Origin of the sequence: Halorubrum sp. CSM-61 (genome assembly GCF_003781945.1) — an archaeon.
GTDB lineage: Archaea > Halobacteriota > Halobacteria > Halobacteriales > Haloferacaceae > Halorubrum.
This window is the reverse complement of record NZ_RJJW01000001.1, coordinates 1-15,511: the sequence shown is the minus strand read 5'-3', so window position 1 is coordinate 15,511 and position 15,511 is coordinate 1. Positions and strand designations below refer to the sequence as shown.

Below are 15,511 nucleotides of genomic sequence, written 5' to 3'. Positions count from 1 at the left end.
ACAGGACGGTTCCACGCATATACAGACTCTGAGGGCAGTCACGAGGTCCGTCTCGGGGGGAACGAGAGAGACAGATAATTGTGTGTGAGTCACTAACCCCTCGCAATGACCCAGAAAGGCGGAAAAGGGGGCGCTGGTGCTGACAGACCGAAACCTCGACGAAGGTCGCTCCGCCTACTCGTCTTGGTTGCTGTCGGGATCAGTCTCCTTTCTCTGATCCCGACAGTTTCGGCCCACGGTGGCGCTGAATCGTCGGGACTCTCACAATCGCACGGGTTGGCGATCGCTGGTATCGGTGCTCTCGTAGTCGGTACGCTCATCCTCCTCAAGCGAAGGGGGCGGGTCTCGCCGAGAACCGCTCTATACGGAATTGCGGTCGGCATCGGTGTTGCTATCGCCGGCGCGATCATCTTCGAAGGCCTGGCCCCGGATCCGACGTATCAGGCGGACTCGATGCCGTTCCCGCGGTCGTGGTATCAGCCGCTCGCGATCGGAACCGGCCTGCTAGTCGTGGTCGCGAGTTTCGTCACCGGACTCGTGCGATGGACGACACGTCCCCGGTACATGGCTCTCGGCATGCTGCTCGGTGGCTGGATACTGTACCCGTATCTACTGCCCGGATTCAGCGGCTACACCAACCCGATCGGGTACGGGATCGTCCTCGCGACACCACTACTCGTCGGCTACATCCTCTGGAACGACGTTGGCACGGCACTGTCGACGATCCTTCGGGATCCGGTGGCGCGTCGGTTCGGATTCAGCGTCGGAGCCATGGTGAGCCTCTTCTTTATGGCGACGACGGGATACCTATCCTTCTTTAGTGAGGAGGGCGCTCCGCAAGAGACGACCGTGGCGGTCCTGAACGTACTGTATCAGATCGTGCGATGGCCCACCCTCGAGGTCCTGCTCCCCGACGTTCCGTTTTTCATCGCTATCTCTCCCGGTGTAGTCATCGTGCTCGGACTCCTCGGCGTCCTCGTGGGGTTGAACGCGGCCGCCGTCGCTCACTCGTGGCGTCTCGATCAGCAGGCGGGAGCGACACAGAGTACGGCCGGGACGGCGACGGTCGTCGGTGCGTGTACGTGTGGGTGTTGTGGCCCCCTCGTCTCCCAAGTCGCTGTCATCGCGGCCGGCCCGACGATCGCGGCACCAATATACTGGATCTTCGTCGATTCAGCGTCGCCGCTCAGTTCGATATTCCTGTTAGGGAGCATCGCACTGTTCACCGGAACGCTCGTGTATTCGATCGACTCCCCGACACCCGTCCGGCAGGACGCGTCTGAGCTCAGTGCGGGAGTCACCGAGTAAACATCCCGGCCACGTTGATCCTCGGTTGCTGGTCGCTCATCAAGTTTTGTTGAAACGAAGTGCGGACCACCGGACGTAGTAACCCGAATCAGGACGCTTCAGACGGACGGACGCTGTGAGCTTGGAACGATACCGGACAGGACCGCTACGGACTAGCGCGGAATTCGCCGTGTTTCATCCCGAGGAAGTACGCGACCACCGAGAACGCGATCATCGAGGGAAGAACCATCATAAAAACGGTCGAAGGTGCCATCACTGCGGTTAGCGCGACCGTTGCGAGAGTGACGATCGTGGCAAGCGGAACCACCGAACGTGTAAAGTCGAGCTCCATGGTCGTAGTAGTGTCTAGACAAGGATAGTCGTTAAGAAACAGAACCGGTGAGGTGCCGGGTTGCGACCTCGACAGTCAGATCGACGATGCGCGCACCGTGATAGCCACCCTCAATCCATGTCGGTGAGACGGCTCGGATCCGCGCTCGTTTGGAGGTCGTACCCCCTATCCGATTAGCTTCCGTCGAGTGTTTACCGCGATCAACCCACCACCGGCAATGACCGCGGCCGCTGCCGTCAGCGGATTGAAGAACCCGACGGCCAACGCCGCGAGCGCGATACCGTTGTAGGAGAACGCGAGGAGATTGTTCTGTTTCACGCGACGGCGAGCCGCTCCCGCGAGGTCGAAGGCGGTTTCGACGGAGCGGATGTCGTCGTCGACGATCGCAACATCGGCGGCGTCGGCGGCCAACGCCGTCCCGCCGCCCAGCGAGATGCCGAGGTCGGCGGCGGCGAGCGCCGGCGCGTCGTTGGTACCGTCACCGACCATCGCGACCTGCCCATCAGATTTGAGCCGCCGGATCGTCGCCGTCTTCCCCTCCGGCGGAACCGTCGCAAAGACGTGCGTCACGGCGTCGTGTCGCTTGAAGAAGTCTGTCGCCTCCTCGTCGTCGCCGGTCAGGACGACGATCTCCGTGCCTCGTTCCCCGAGCCGAGAGACGGTGTCGTCCCAGCCCTCTCGCGGCTCGTCCCCGACGACGATCAGCCCCTCTGCTGTCCCGTCGCGACCGACGACGACCGGAAGCTGTCCGAATCCCTGAGCGTCGGCGACCCGAGACCGGATGTCGTCGTTAACGGTCCACCCCTGTTCTGCGAATAGATCGAGGTTCCCGACGAGGTACGACGTGTCGCCGATCACGCCTTCGATACCCGACCGATGGTTCGTGAACTCGCGTATCTGACCGACGCCTTCCGTTCCGACCGCGTCATCTCCCGAGTCCGGCTGAGCCGCTGCGGCGTCGCCATCGTCACTCCCGGCGAACGCCGTCGTGATAGCGTTCGCGGCGGGGTGTGACGCCCGTTGTTCGAGTGCGGCGACGGCGTCGAGTAACTCGGGAGGCGCGTCCGCTTCGATCACCTCCATCTCTCCGGTTGTGAGTGTCCCCGTCTTATCGAAGACGACGATGTCGACATCGCGGAGCCGTTCGAAGACTGTTTCGTCGAAGATGATGATCCCGCGCCGGAGCGCACTGGAGAGGCTCTTCGCGACCGACAGGGGCGTCGCAAGTCCGAGGGCCCACGGCGAGCCAGCAAGGATGATCAACAGCGCGAGGAGGACGGCATCTGGCAGGCCAATCCCGAATGCGAGTACACCGACGCCGCCGACCGCGACAGCGGCTCCAACGACGAGGAAGACAGCGTACGACGCGAGTTGGTCGGCGTGGCGTTGGACGCCGTGAGTCGCGCTCTGTAGGTCCCAGACGGCGGTCGTTATCCGGTCGATACTACTCGTTACGTCTGGGCCGACACGGACCAACGCTGCACCGTCCGTCACGATCGACCCCCCGATCACGTCGTCTCCGGCGCGTTTGAGCACCGGAAGCGATTCACCTGTCACGATCGCTTCGTCGACGGTACAGCTGTCTTCAACCAGTTCACCGTCTATTGGAACACGTTCGCCCTGTCGAACGAGCACGATATCCCCTGTATTGAGATTCTCCACGCGAACTTCCTCAGTCTCTCCGTCCGAGTCGTACGTTCGTGCACTCTCGACCTGTGATATGGTGAGCTCAGTGAGACGATCAAGTGCCCGCTGTTTGATTGACGATTCGTAGAATACCATCGCGGTAACCGCGGCCGTGACGATGATCGCGAGATCATAGAAAATGTCGTTTTGCCCGAGGATAACGGCAGCCGTGCTGTACGCGTACGCGCTGACGGCGGTGAGTGCGACCAACAGGTCGGTGTTCGGGCGTCGCATTTTGAGACTGATATACGCGCCACGCAACACTGGCAGACCGGTAAAGACGAGAATGATACCAGTCATCACGAAATACAGTCGGAGGAATACGAATGCCCCTTGGCTGTCTAACCGAAATGCGCCCTCAAATATTTCGAGCACTTGCCAGTCGAAAATCGACGCGAGCTGCGCTGGATAGAGGATCGCAACGTATGGGACCAACAGAAACGCACCGAAGAGGAACCCAACGGAGTATCGCATCCCCAAGAGCTGGTCGTCTCGGCGCTTTCGAATCCCACCCATCTCCCGTGATCGACGTGTCGTGCCACCGGCCTCTCCCACGTCTGATGAGGCATCCTCACGGAGATACGCCGTGTACCCCAGAGTGCTCAACGCCTCGCGCAACGATTCCTTCGAAGCAGTGTCTGGATCGTGTTCAACTCGGATCGTCTCCGTGACGTAACTCGCCTCGGCACTGGTCACTCCCTCTTGTTTCTCGGCGAGAGATTCAAGATACGCCTCACACGTCGCGGAGTACATGCCGTCGATCCGGAGAAACGTCCGAGAACGATGCTGATCAGTAGGAACCGCGTCTTCCTCTTGGTCGATCCCGTTCTCAGTTGTCTGGGTGGTATCGAGGGAATCGGGAACTCCAAGCGTCGTGTACACATCTTGGCACCCACTTGAACAGAATGACCGCTCACTAACAGTCTCGAATGTGGAAGATTGAATCACACGACCACACAAGTCACAGTTGCCAGTCATATCTCAGTATCGGTGAGTCCGTCTGTCTGATATCAGATCGATATAAATAGAGATGATGGTACACCCTTTGTTTCCCAAAGTGGTCAAGTGGTAGAGTATCAATCGCTTATACTTCGGTACGCAGGTCGTGTTTATGTCGTTGTTGCTCTCTCCTACTCAGACACACTCTGTAGTAAATATCGTGTCGATCGATGATATCCACGCCTATGCAGTACATCCTGTCGATATTATACTATATGGGAGGACTCAAAAAGCATAAATAATAGTATGTTTTAATAACGAAACGAAGGCACGCATCAAATCTATCCTCCGAGATTGTGGATGTTGCGAGGATAGGTCCATGATGCATAGGATTCACCGATATATGTTTGAAAGAAATAGCCGAGCAAATCTCGGAACGCGCTTCTGAGGAACCTGTCGGATAGCGCTCACAAATCCAGTGGAAAATCGGCGTTTAGGACAGCGCTGCCGCTCACGACCGAGCAAGCCCAGAGGAATGAGAGAGTTAGTCGGGCGGGTCGAGGCCGTAGCTTTTCTTGGCGAACGTCAGGAACGAGTTCGAGGACACTGCCGGCTGATCGCCGATCTCGCCGTACAGTTCCAACTGCACGAGGATGTCCACAAGTCGCCAGCAGTTGTACAGCACGCAGGCGAACGCGAAGTTGAAGTACCGGAACCGGTGGTCGGGCGACTGCGTCTCTGCGAGGAACGTCTTCAGTTTCTTGAAGCCGTTCTCGATACCCCAACGCCGCTTGTATCGGGCCATCAGTCGCCCAATCTGGTGTTTCATCTCCTGCTGGTCGGCGGGATCGACATCCACCCACGGGAGATTCGTCTCAAAGGGCAGGGTCGGCGCTTCGACCCGCGCTGGCTCGTCGATCTCCTCCTCTTCGGCGACCTCATTGAGAAGGTTGCTCAGCGGCGAGTCGCCGTCGCGGTCCTCCGAGAGCGGCGTCGTGTTGCCGACGTCCTCGAAGTCCTCGATGAGTTCCTGTCGGATCGTCACATCCGTCCCGTCGTTGTCTTCGTCCTCACGTTCCCACTCGCGCTTCGGGAGGTAAACCGCCTTCCGCGTCGGACCGTCGTCCAAGCGCTCCTGCTCGATGACATCGAAGTCTTTGTCTTCACTGGCAAGCTTAGCGATCTGGTGTTCGTGGTCGCTGCTGGACCGGACGACACCGGGGTTGAGGTAGTGGACGTCGTGCGTCTCGCAGACGTCTTTGACGCCGTCCGGGGCGAACTCGCGGTCCATCATCACCAAATCGAGTCCAGGGACGATGTCGGTCGCGCCTTCGAGGAGATCGTCTACGATATCCGCTCGCTTCCGACCACGAACAACCGGGACGGCATCAAGGATCAGCGGGACGTCGTGGCCGACGAGTTTGATGACTGCCCACTGGAAGAACGGCCCGTCATCGCCCTTGTAGCCGAGAATCCACGGCTCCTGATTCTGTCCGCTGCTATCGCGTTCAACGTGGCCGCTCCACGGGTTGCCCTTCGTGAAGTCGATGGCCGTCATCTGCTTGCGCCCCATCTTATCCTTCGATTTCGCTCGCGCAACAAGCGTCCGGCCAGTCTCCCGGAGCATCGTCCGAATGCGCTCAACGCCGAGCGTCTTCGTCTGCAACCGGTGGGAGTCGCCTGATGGCGTCTTTCTGCGGGTGGAGTCCGCAGCGAAGGACTGTGCGCCGTCGTTCGGGTGCATATCCGTTCGCATTCCGAGGTAGGACTGTTGCTCCCAGAACGCGCCCTCGGGAATCGAGGCGTTGTCGCTACGGTCCAGATGGAAGGCGTCCTCGACGATGGGCTTCGCGCCCTTCCAGACCTCACGGGCATTCTCACGGGCGAGCGTGTCCTTGCTCTTTGAGTTCGTCACCGTATCGGTTGGCTGATCGGGGAGGAACTCGGGTTCGGGCGCGGGGATGTCGTGGTAGCGGGCGATGTCCACGACGACCTCGGCGGCGTCTCGTACTGCGTCGTGGACATCTTCGAGACGGTCGTCCCACGCGCGGTAGAGTGTGGACTGGTCGGGAATGTCTTTGAAGCCCAACTGCGTGCAGAGAAACGGCTGCTGTTTCAGGTAGCGATGGAGCGCGGTCGCGTTCTTCCAGCCTTTGACGCATCGGAGGACGTGCGCGCGGAAGACGGCACCCCAGGGTTTCGGGTGGCCCTGATCGTGGTCGTACTCGTCGTAGAACCGGAGGTACGAGACGGGCACTTCAGTGACGAGGTCCTCTAACGTGACCGAGCGGTTATGGCGGACTTGTTGTTCGCGGGGGTAGGTTTTGAGTGCGCCGTCCACCATCTCGCGGAACGTCATATCGAATGAGGCCGCGCGGACGAGAGTGCCGTCGTCAGAGCCGTAGAGGCCGTCTACGGGGTAATCTCTTGGTGTGGATTCGTAGCTGGCACTCTCGATATTCTTCGTTGGACCGAGCCACTTCCACCGGGAATTTGCGGGCGGACGCGCCGTCTGTGACACTACTGTCAATTCTGGCGTTTTGGCATAAAAGCATTCGCTTACTGGGGGTACGCTATTCGTTGATCCGCTACACCTCTTACCGGTAGTGAGGGTATCATCCAACCGTTCGCATTCCCCTTCTATCGATACTGTTACACCGATAAGTACAGGATATACAGTGGTCGCGTGTAAATTCTTCGAACATGGAATACCAGCTCCGATTAGCCACTCCGGAAGATGCACCATCTATCCGTTCTATCTACGCCCCTTTCGTCGAATCGACACCAATTTCGTTTGAAGTTGAACCGCCAACGACTACAGAGATGGCGGAGCGGATCAAGACGACTCTCCGCAAGTATCCGTGGTTCGTTTGCGAGACAGACGAAGACGAAATTCTCGGATACGCAACTGCGAGTTCGTTACGGTCAACCCCGCCGTATGCATGGACGGCTGAACTGACGGTATACGTCGCTGAAGACGCTCACCAATCGGGTATCGGAACCGCGCTGTACACCTCCCTCTTGGAGACTCTGAAGGAGCAAGGATATTATAACGTGTACGCAGTCGTGACGCTTCCGAATCCTGCAAGCGTGAAGTTACACAAGCGAATAGGGTTCGAACCGGTTGGTACGTTTCCCACAGTTGGCTACAAACAGGGAGAGTGGCACGACGTCCAGTGGTGGTATCGACAACTGGCAGATCACCCATCCGGTCCGGAACCACCGCAGCCATTAACTGCCATCCGAGGGTCGCCCAAGCTTGAACACATTCTGAAAAGAGCAGAGACATACTTCGACATCTAATCAATACGCACGTGTAGTGTGCAGTAGATTCACGCGAACAATTCTCTAAAGAAGAGGATTTCAACAGAGCCCTGCTAGCGGAAACAAATTCTCCCATTATTCTGATAAAATCAGGCTATCCACTTGTGAGCAGGGGTACGCGAGGCCACTCAATCCTACGAGTGATCGTCGTCAGACCTGTGCATTATTCCCTATCTTCGCAACACGTCATCGGTTGCGCTTCTCAACAGGCAGACGGTGGAGAAGCGTCTCTTGTGTGAGTTAGATGCCGACTAAGCGCATCTCAACAGGCTGAGGAAAGGATGCTACTCCTCACCCGCATTGGCTTCCAAGTCTTCAATGCGTTCTTGGAGTTCATGGGCTTCCATTTCTTCAATGCGTTCCATGCCTAGCGCGACGAGTAGCGGGTAGTAGTAGCGTGTCTTCTGTAGCGACCGCCCGAACTCCTCCTCGAACTCGAGATCGGCGTGCTTGTACGTGGTTGTGAGCTGTCGGTCGAGGAACTCTGGGAGGTAGACGCTGGTTGCGCTCCATGACTCCTTGACGTTCTTTACTCGCATGGCGTTCATCTCGTTCTTTGCGTTCTTTGAAGTCTTTTCGGGAATGGAACGCTCGGACTGCTCTGACTGCGTGGCGTGAGTTTCATCTCGCTCTTCCGTCTCGTCGAGCTCCTCTTCCTCCTGGTCGTCAGTCGGGTCGTCGAACCGACCGCGGAACCGCTCGGAGAGGTCGCTCTTCTGGTCGTCGTCAGTCATTGGCGACCTCCACGAGCGTCGCGGCGACGTCCTCGTACACAGCCCGCATGTCACACTCCTCGGCGTCATCACTGAACAGTGACCCGCCGTTGTTCAGGGTGCGCTTGATCGCGGCGCGCTTCCGAATCTCGAACACGGGGCACCGCCCCTCGAACGTCTCGCCGAACCAGTCGATCGCCTCCCGCTGCTCGTTGTCGAGCGGGTAGTTCACGTTCGAGATGAGCACAGCCTGCTCTCGCAGTTGGACGTCGTAGTCGCGTTCGAGCGACTCGATCTGGTTGAGGAGGTGTTCGAGCGCGAGCATCGACGACTCCGCGGCCTCCACCGGGATGAGCAGGTTCCGGCACGCGAGGAGGACGTTGTCGTTGATCGGCCCGAGAGACGGCGGAGCGTCGACGAAGACGTAGTCGTAGCCACCGAGATCGTCGAAGACGTCCTCGAGGCGCTGGCGTGGCCGGCGGCCGCTTGCGATGAGATTCTGCTCCAGTTTGAACATGTCCACGTTCGAGGGAAGCACGTCGAACTCCGCGTGTTCGAGGATGACCTCGTCGGCGTCGTGCTCGTGTGGGCTGTTGAACAGCGAGTACAGCGACGGTGGGTCCGCGGCGTACGCATCGCGGAAGCCGAGCGTGTTGGTCAGATACCCTTGCGGGTCGGCGTCGACGGCGAGCACGTCGTGCCCCCGGTCGGCGAGCGCGCCAGCGAGGTTGATCGTGTTGGTCGTCTTGGCGACACCCCCTTTCTGATTCGCGACAGCGAATGACTTCATGGAACGAGTTGCGTTCAAAGCACGCAAGGATAAAAGTACGTCAGACGATCAAACCACAGAAACTTTCACTTGAATAGCGACTGACATCAGTGTATGACTAACTCACGCGACGTCGATCGCGACGATAACGTGTTATTCTCCGCGGAGGATCCATCACAGAATGTTGAAAATTTGGTTGCTCATGAACACATAATTGTAGAGCGAAAAGAGCAGATTGAGAAGGCAATCCAGTCTGCTCTTGATGACCCTCAAACATACAATTCGCCCAATCACATTTTCAGTAATTTAGAGATAGCAATCTCGTCATCACCCGCAACCGATGATTTTGATGAGGATGATTGGGATGACCTCACTAATGCTACCGTTGCCCTCGTTCACACCCTAATCATGAAGGACGCCGGGATGGTAGAGCTAATTGATCAAGAAGACCCTTCAAAAGAATTTCAAGATTTTATAATTGGTTTAATATTAGACTACGGTTCAGAGCTACAGCGGCTCAACTTCTACCACACACAGGGTAAGCACTGGTGGAGTTTTATCCGAACAGAGCGTCTTTTTGATGAAGGTAGTGTTAAACATAAGCATTTTGTTACAATAGACCGCAGAGACGAAGTTGAAATAGACTCTTCACCATTCTCTGACTGGGTTCTTGTTGAACACTTCATTAGGGAGATCTTCCAAGCAGCAGTAAGCCCCGACGTAGACATAGACGAAATCATGGATATAGATCGTTTGAATCAGATTCGACAGCACGTCTTTGCTTTCGAAGAGGCTGTCAAAGAGAGTGATATGGACGTCGATCTGCTTACTCGAGAGGAACTGCTTGGAGATGGAGACTCAGAAGATGGAGAGGTAGCTAACGATGGGTGAAAACAAGCAACGTAGGATCCGGACTTCTGGCATGGATGGATCTGAAAACACTGCGAAAGCGGCGATGGGATTCGGAGTTAACGAGACTGAAGGAAGTCAAAACACCGCTGGACCCAGACCACACGGAATTGGTGAGTTACCAAATGAAAAGAGGAGGGGGGCAGATGTCGATGTACCAACGCTCGACGAGTTAGTTCAAGACATACAGCGAGGAAAAGAAACGGAAATTCGTGTTGGGATGCTCGAGTCAGAAGTAGAACAAAACCAGGACAAAATCGCTAATGCCTTCTCTCGTATTGAGAACATAGATGAGGACATGCGCGATGTTGAAGCAGCTACACAGAGTATAGACGAGACGGCAAGCAGATTAGAGACGGTTGAGTCTACCTTCGAAGAAAGAGTTACATCACTTGAGAAGTCTGTATCTGACATGGAGAGCGCGATACAATCAAGCCAAATCAACCTACATACGGTAGATTTCCTCTACCGCGGGGCTATGATCACTGGCGCAATTGTGTCGCTCGTAGCCGCAATCGCTTTGGCAGTAGCCTACCAGCTGATTACAGTTGTCACTATCTTAGTGCTGACAGCTGGATTCTTTGTGTGGTCATTCAATCGCGGAATTGCGCTCAACGATGGCTGATAGCTGGTTTTACACCGAGGTTGTTCTCGATGTGCTTGTAGCCGCACTCATCGTCGTTTTTGTTGCTGAGTCTGAGGTACAAGCGGCAATCCCATTCATATTTGAAGTCACCTTTGCGGGGGCAAAAGTCCCATTCGGGGACTCAGCACTCGTTACTGGTATTTTGCTTATATTACTGTTCGTCTTACTCATTTCATCAGTAACACCTGTGTTACTGAGGAGTTTGGTAGACAGCAAGCAGCAACTCGGAAAGCTTCAAGAATAGATTGCGGGTTGGCACTAGAGAAGCGGCCTATTTAAGAAAAGTCACCGAGCGCTCCCTGACCGTCCTCTCGCGTCGTGTCCTGCCCGTGAGCGACATGCTGACAATTCCGGCAGACGAAGGTGCCAGCGATCGTCGTGTGCCCGGTCGCCGTCCCGCAACGCTCGCAGTGGCCGTCGGCGCAGCTCGTACACAACGTCTTGCCGTCGACGTCGACGAGGAGAGCACCGTTGGAAGCGACGCCACACGCCCCGGACTCAGGCATGATCAACGTGGTGGATCTCCTCTCGATGTACCTGTTGCCGTCGTACACGAGCCGGTAGAGTCCGCGCGCAGGCTTCTCTACCCACCCGGCATTTTCGAGCGCGTTGAGGGCGTCGTTCACCCGCTGCTGCTCCAACCCCGTGGCATCACGGATGCGCCGGGGGTTGACTTGGTACTCCTCTCGGAGCACATCGATTTCGAGGTACATGGTTGGTTCTCCCGGGACGCCAGTGTGTGAAGTAGAGATTCACCTATTCGGGCTTTCCCGGATGCCGCGCTCCGCGGTATCCGGACTGTAGCGCCCATGACTCGGCTTCTTTCGCACACGGACCAGTCAGCACGACGTGCTCTGAAGCACAGAATACTGGTCGGTCTCTTGCGCCCCATGTCTTGTTTCACGCTCTCATGGAGTAGCAGCGTTTCTATAGAGTCAGTACGTCGTCAGCGAACGATCAGCGACCACGGATTTCAATAAAGCCGTCTCTGGGTGTGTTAGAATCCGGTATTCGACTACAAATCACGGTCTGGAAATCTAAACTGCTCGCATTGAGACGTGGTTTCACACGGTTGTCCGTAGGCTCGGCTCGTAAAGGCTATATTTCAGCCATCTGTTCACGCTCTACGTACCACTCGCGACGGTCGAGAACGTTCTGTACCGTCGACACCGGGACATCGACTTCGTCCGCGATCTCCCGGCGGCTCTTCCCGGCGTTGTCAAGTTGGAAAATCTCCGTCACCGTATCGAACTCTTCACCGGGTACCTGGTAGTGGCCGTTCGCGTCGTAGGTCATCCCAAACCGCGGTCGGCCGTGGTCGTACCCCTGCTCTTTGCGCCGCTCGATCGCGCGGCGAGACTTTTCGATCTCCTCCTCTTTGGTGTCGCGTTCGATTCTTCTTTTGAGATCGAAGGTGAGATCGTCTTCGTTGACCTCACCGACGTAGACGATTTCGGTGTTACCCCGTCCGGCGGCGTATTGAATCACGCGTAGGTACTCGTCACGGCAAACTCGGCGATCGTCGAGTGCGACCAAGTAGTCGAATCGACCAGACCGCAGCTCGTCGATGCGCTCGGTGACGCGCTCGTTCTGGTCGAGTAGGCCCGACTCGTCATCGCGGGTCATCGTCGAAAAACCAGTGTGGACCCCGAGATCAAGCCTCTCCACCTCGTCGGCCAACTCAGCAGCGAGACCTGGCACGACCTCCCGCTGTTCTTCGAGGCCGATGTCGTCATCATCTCCCTTCGACTTTCGGATCCAGACGAGGGATCTACTCATCGACCACGGTCACCTCTAACGAACTCCCAGACTTGACCTTCCACTCAAGCCGTTTCCCATCGAGTTCCATCGCCTCTGCGAGTCCCTTCGGCACCGTCACTTTGTACTGGCCGTTCGCCCCCTGACTGACTCGCGTTTTTGCCATCTCTGTATAGGTCTATAGTTAGGCCTAAACTTAGTTCTAATGTAGGTGTTCAGAAAACCCCCGTTTCCTGTACGATCGCTCTTCTGTAGGAGATCGTTGGTACAGTCGTGGCTAGTTGAGCGGGGAACTAATCGACCTTCTAAGCATCGCTACCGTGAACTCCCAATTTGATTCATGTACCGCAAACCGAAAGACCGCAGTCTATCAACAATGTGCTACGCAAAAGCTAACGGAGTCAGCGAGTGTCGGCTGTGCCGTCGAGTTTCCGCCGTTATCCCGGTGAAATGCCGCGTGTCAGCAACCCTCTGAATTTCTGTCTCTAGAAATGCTTGGATAGTGTTATTATCCAGCCATTATTGTAGTCGTCCATGAACAGTGAAGCAAGCATCCACGTGCTTCATGTCGACGATGAACCAGACTTCGCTGAGTTAACTGCGGAGTTTCTGAAACGCGAGGATGATAGCTTCACCGTCACGACGGCGACGAGTGCCAGTGAGGGGCTAGAACATCTCTCTTCTGGCGAGTTCGACTGTATCGTCTCCGACTACGATATGCCTACACAGAACGGTATCGAGTTTCTCAAATCTGTCCGAGAGAACTATCCTCAGTACATCACAAAGCCGGTTAGTTGAGACGTCTGCTTGCTGAAGGTGTGTCTAATACCAAGCAAGCAGACGGTGAAATTCACGAGGACCAGCTTCTTAACTTCCTCGTCAACTCCCTTGACGAGGAAGTTGCCCTCACACTCGCTGAAAACGCTGAACTCGATGCTGAAGACATCTACGAGGTCCTCGTCGGCGCGTGCGCCGACGGGACCTCGGTCTCAACGCTCTGTGAGAAAAGCGAAGATGCTCCCCACGAAAATTCGGTTCTCTACCATCTCCGCACCAAGTTCGATCTTGAGACGCTCGAACAAGTCGGAAACGCGCTCCTTCAGAAGGACGTCCTCGACGTCCTTCCCCAGCAGGTGGAGGTCGTTTCAGACCTCCACCTGCGGCCCTACTACGGCGACGAAGATGGGACAGACGGCTTGTATCACTCACAAGCGAAGCGTGGAACGACTGCGTTCCACGCCTACGCCACACTCTACGCGCGTGTGAAGAACAAACGCTACACGCTGGCGGTGCGCCGTCTCGAAGACGGCGACACCGCCAGCAGTGTCCTCGCAGAGTTTCTCGGTATCCTCGACGGCCTTGACCTCGAGGTCAAGGCCGTCTTTCTTGACCGCGAATTCTACGACAGCAAGTGTTTGACGCTGCTTCAGGCACACAACCACGCCTACGTCATGCCGATCGTCCGCTGGGGACAGACGATCAAGCAAGAACTCTCGGAAGGCTGGAGTCGCGTGATTCAACACGACATGACGGCGAAACTCGACGGTCACAGCTGGACCGTCGAGTTTCCCGTCTACATCGACTGTACGTACCAAAACGGACGGTACGACGAACATGGAGTGGCGCGTCACGGCTACGCCGCTGACGCGCCGTTCATCAATTCACCACGAGACGCTCGATACCACTACGCGAAACGCTTTGGTATCGAGGCCAGCTACCGACTCTCCGAGCAAAGTATTGCGACGACCTCGACACAAAATCCGGTCGTACGGCTGCTGTACGTCGTGGTGAGCTTGTTGTTACAGAACGTCTGGCGGTATTTACACTGGGAGTACGTGGCGACGCCCCGCCGTGGAGGGCGTCGCCTCTGGAAGTGGTCGTTCAAGGAGTTCATCAACATGATTCAACGGGCAGCGTGGACGGCCCTCGCGACGCGTCGGGCCGTCCCCGCAAACCGACCACCAGACGACCGGTTTACTCGCTAATCTCCGACCGGGCTAGCCTCCGCCAGGAGTGGCGACGCTGTCGCGTCGGCGGCAGCCGCCGCCGACAGCGACAGCTCTCCGTCGGTTCGTCGACGATCTTCTCGTCAAGACCACCCAGCACAACCGCTCCACCACAGAACTCAGGCTTCAGAAACAGCTAGCTGAGGATGCTTTGTGAGGTACTGAGCTTAGGCCTTGTTCGTCGGCTTCTTGTTGCCATTGGCCTTTGTACTGGCGGTGACAGTAGATGTCGACACTGGTCATTCCCTCGCCTAATCCCTTGTTGTCATCCATCGGTCGGCGCGGTGCTAATGGTGCATCAGTCATTGAAAATCGCCATCTAATCGGATGGCTGTCACGATATTAATGATACTGCTCGGTCGAGATTACGCGTCCTGGCTCTCCTTGGGACCGAATTTATCAAGTAGGTCTTCGATGATTAGTTCTTCGCGCTTTTCAATGAACTCGGGGAATTTCTCTAACCTGTAGAGGCCCTCGTCTTGCGGGATATGGTGCTTCTCAAAGTAAGAATCATCCTGAGATTCGAGCCAATCGAGGAATGACTGGCCGCCTTTCGAGCGATTCTCATTCTCATTAAGCAACTGGAGATTACCGACTCGGTCCTTGAGTTCCGCATATCGTTCTGCCTCAACAGGGTCTAGCCCGTAATCCCGAACTAGCGTTTCCGTATCGAACTGGTCCTGCGGGAAGATATGGTCGACATCGTGGCGAGTATTGCTTCGAGCTGGTCCAGGGTGGTAGAGTAGTGAGAGGAACGAGAAGGTCTTTCGACTCCCGTACTCAAGGCCATCGAGTTGCAGTTCCAGTAAGTCACGGTCGAATCTAGAGACTCGACCATCGCTTCGGAGTTCGCGGTGAATCTCATCCCCGGGGAACGTCATAGCAGGTGCAGTCTGCATCAGCGACCGTGCTCGTTCGATGGCTCCTCGACCAACAGAGAATGTCCCATTAAGAATCGACGTACAGAGCCACTGGCATCTGTCTTTAGTTAAGCGAGAAACCGCGAGATAGCGGCGGCTTATCGAGGCATCTTTCGGAAGGAATGAGGAAGTCCAGTCTGTGCACGACAAGGACTCCTCATCTCGAATTATGCGTCGACTCACTACACTGTTTCCCTCTGAG

At 56.4% G+C, this 15,511-nt stretch carries 15 protein-coding genes and 1 pseudogene; 7 read left to right on the top strand and 9 right to left on the bottom strand.

Annotation, left to right across the window (positions count from 1 at the left end; all coding sequences use genetic code 11):
* Window positions 1-105: 105 nt before the first annotated feature.
* On the top strand, window positions 106-1,308 hold the full coding sequence (locus EDM04_RS00075) for a hypothetical protein (RefSeq protein WP_233139213.1): 1,203 nt from the start codon (window positions 106-108) through the stop codon (window positions 1,306-1,308).
* A gap of 145 nt (window positions 1,309-1,453) precedes the next feature.
* On the opposite strand, the gene EDM04_RS00070 is transcribed toward EDM04_RS00075, so the two are convergent.
* The 3 genes from EDM04_RS00070 to EDM04_RS00060 all read right to left on the bottom strand — a co-directional run bounded on the left by EDM04_RS00070 (window position 1,454) and on the right by EDM04_RS00060 (window position 6,623).
* Window positions 1,454-1,639, bottom strand: coding sequence for a hypothetical protein (locus EDM04_RS00070; RefSeq protein WP_123619156.1), 186 nt, complete (start codon window positions 1,637-1,639; stop codon window positions 1,454-1,456).
* A gap of 165 nt (window positions 1,640-1,804) precedes the next feature.
* Complete coding sequence (locus EDM04_RS00065) at window positions 1,805-4,303, bottom strand: cation-translocating P-type ATPase (protein WP_123619155.1); 2,499 nt, start codon at window positions 4,301-4,303, stop codon at window positions 1,805-1,807.
* Between the two features lie 505 nt (window positions 4,304-4,808).
* Window positions 4,809-6,623: an ISNCY-like element ISH7A family transposase gene (locus EDM04_RS00060; protein WP_123619690.1), complete on the bottom strand. Its 1,815-nt coding sequence runs from the start codon at window positions 6,621-6,623 to the stop codon at window positions 4,809-4,811.
* A 344-nt stretch (window positions 6,624-6,967) separates the two neighbouring features.
* Here EDM04_RS00060 and EDM04_RS00055 point away from each other — a divergent pair, with 344 nt between their 5' ends.
* Window positions 6,968-7,567 carry a GNAT family N-acetyltransferase gene (locus EDM04_RS00055; protein ID WP_123619154.1) on the top strand — a complete coding sequence of 200 codons (600 nt, stop codon included), beginning with the start codon at window positions 6,968-6,970 and terminating at the stop codon, window positions 7,565-7,567.
* Between the two features lie 305 nt (window positions 7,568-7,872).
* Here EDM04_RS00055 and EDM04_RS00050 read toward each other — a convergent pair whose 3' ends face one another.
* Both EDM04_RS00050 and EDM04_RS00045 read right to left on the bottom strand, forming a co-directional pair.
* Window positions 7,873-8,322, bottom strand: coding sequence for a hypothetical protein (locus EDM04_RS00050; protein ID WP_123619153.1), 450 nt, complete (start codon window positions 8,320-8,322; stop codon window positions 7,873-7,875).
* A complete protein-coding gene (locus EDM04_RS00045) occupies window positions 8,315-9,091 on the bottom strand; it encodes a ParA family protein (protein ID WP_123619152.1) in 777 nt (258 codons plus the stop codon). Before EDM04_RS00045 ends, EDM04_RS00050 begins: the two co-directional genes overlap by 8 nt.
* A gap of 93 nt (window positions 9,092-9,184) precedes the next feature.
* Here EDM04_RS00045 and EDM04_RS00040 point away from each other — a divergent pair, with 93 nt between their 5' ends.
* From EDM04_RS00040 to EDM04_RS00030, 3 genes are read left to right on the top strand one after another with little or no spacing between them, the layout of a single operon-like run.
* A complete protein-coding gene (locus EDM04_RS00040; protein WP_123619151.1) occupies window positions 9,185-9,961 on the top strand; it encodes a hypothetical protein in 777 nt (258 codons plus the stop codon).
* A gap of 31 nt (window positions 9,962-9,992) precedes the next feature.
* Window positions 9,993-10,604 carry a hypothetical protein gene (locus tag EDM04_RS00035; RefSeq protein WP_164471054.1) on the top strand — a complete coding sequence of 204 codons (612 nt, stop codon included), beginning with the start codon at window positions 9,993-9,995 and terminating at the stop codon, window positions 10,602-10,604.
* Window positions 10,597-10,869 carry a hypothetical protein gene (locus EDM04_RS00030; RefSeq protein ID WP_123619149.1) on the top strand — a complete coding sequence of 91 codons (273 nt, stop codon included), beginning with the start codon at window positions 10,597-10,599 and terminating at the stop codon, window positions 10,867-10,869. Before EDM04_RS00035 ends, EDM04_RS00030 begins: the two co-directional genes overlap by 8 nt.
* Window positions 10,870-10,900: 31 nt before the next feature.
* Here EDM04_RS00030 and EDM04_RS18665 read toward each other — a convergent pair whose 3' ends face one another.
* The 3 genes from EDM04_RS18665 to EDM04_RS18345 form a co-directional block, all read right to left on the bottom strand.
* Window positions 10,901-11,338: a helix-turn-helix domain-containing protein gene (locus EDM04_RS18665; protein WP_206424398.1), complete on the bottom strand. Its 438-nt coding sequence runs from the start codon at window positions 11,336-11,338 to the stop codon at window positions 10,901-10,903.
* A 385-nt stretch (window positions 11,339-11,723) separates the two neighbouring features.
* Window positions 11,724-12,404 carry a resolvase gene (locus EDM04_RS00020; RefSeq protein ID WP_123619148.1) on the bottom strand — a complete coding sequence of 227 codons (681 nt, stop codon included), beginning with the start codon at window positions 12,402-12,404 and terminating at the stop codon, window positions 11,724-11,726.
* The gene (locus EDM04_RS18345; RefSeq protein WP_164471053.1) at window positions 12,397-12,549 is read right to left on the bottom strand and encodes a hypothetical protein; all 153 of its coding nucleotides are present in this window, start codon (window positions 12,547-12,549) and stop codon (window positions 12,397-12,399) included. Before EDM04_RS18345 ends, EDM04_RS00020 begins: the two co-directional genes overlap by 8 nt.
* A gap of 368 nt (window positions 12,550-12,917) precedes the next feature.
* Between EDM04_RS18345 and EDM04_RS00015 the strand changes: the two are divergent.
* Window positions 12,918-13,154: pseudogene (locus EDM04_RS00015) on the top strand (response regulator); the annotation flags it as partial.
* A 47-nt stretch (window positions 13,155-13,201) separates the two neighbouring features.
* Complete coding sequence (locus EDM04_RS00010) at window positions 13,202-14,368, top strand: ISH3 family transposase (RefSeq protein WP_123619147.1); 1,167 nt, start codon at window positions 13,202-13,204, stop codon at window positions 14,366-14,368.
* A 386-nt stretch (window positions 14,369-14,754) separates the two neighbouring features.
* Here the strand turns inward: EDM04_RS00010 and EDM04_RS00005 are convergent, their stop codons facing one another.
* Window positions 14,755-15,288 (bottom strand): HNH endonuclease family protein, encoded by a 534-nt coding sequence (locus EDM04_RS00005; RefSeq protein ID WP_123619146.1) that lies wholly within the window; start codon window positions 15,286-15,288, stop codon window positions 14,755-14,757.
* Window positions 15,289-15,511: the final 223 nt, after the last annotated feature.

Coding starts and splice junctions, on each gene's coding strand:
- EDM04_RS00075 (WP_233139213.1), top strand. CDS start 106: ATGACCCAGAAAGGCGGAAAAGGGGGCGCTGGTGCTGACAGACCGAAA.
- EDM04_RS00070 (WP_123619156.1), bottom strand. CDS start 1,639: ATGGAGCTCGACTTTACACGTTCGGTGGTTCCGCTTGCCACGATCGTC.
- EDM04_RS00065 (WP_123619155.1), bottom strand. CDS start 4,303: ATGACTGGCAACTGTGACTTGTGTGGTCGTGTGATTCAATCTTCCACA.
- EDM04_RS00060 (WP_123619690.1), bottom strand. CDS start 6,623: ATGACGTTCCGCGAGATGGTGGACGGCGCACTCAAAACCTACCCCCGC.
- EDM04_RS00055 (WP_123619154.1), top strand. CDS start 6,968: ATGGAATACCAGCTCCGATTAGCCACTCCGGAAGATGCACCATCTATC.
- EDM04_RS00050 (WP_123619153.1), bottom strand. CDS start 8,322: ATGACTGACGACGACCAGAAGAGCGACCTCTCCGAGCGGTTCCGCGGT.
- EDM04_RS00045 (WP_123619152.1), bottom strand. CDS start 9,091: ATGAAGTCATTCGCTGTCGCGAATCAGAAAGGGGGTGTCGCCAAGACG.
- EDM04_RS00040 (WP_123619151.1), top strand. CDS start 9,185: ATGACTAACTCACGCGACGTCGATCGCGACGATAACGTGTTATTCTCC.
- EDM04_RS00035 (WP_164471054.1), top strand. CDS start 9,993: ATGGATGGATCTGAAAACACTGCGAAAGCGGCGATGGGATTCGGAGTT.
- EDM04_RS00030 (WP_123619149.1), top strand. CDS start 10,597: ATGGCTGATAGCTGGTTTTACACCGAGGTTGTTCTCGATGTGCTTGTA.
- EDM04_RS18665 (WP_206424398.1), bottom strand. CDS start 11,338: ATGTACCTCGAAATCGATGTGCTCCGAGAGGAGTACCAAGTCAACCCC.
- EDM04_RS00020 (WP_123619148.1), bottom strand. CDS start 12,404: ATGAGTAGATCCCTCGTCTGGATCCGAAAGTCGAAGGGAGATGATGAC.
- EDM04_RS18345 (WP_164471053.1), bottom strand. CDS start 12,549: ATGGCAAAAACGCGAGTCAGTCAGGGGGCGAACGGCCAGTACAAAGTG.
- EDM04_RS00005 (WP_123619146.1), bottom strand. CDS start 15,288: ATGCAGACTGCACCTGCTATGACGTTCCCCGGGGATGAGATTCACCGC.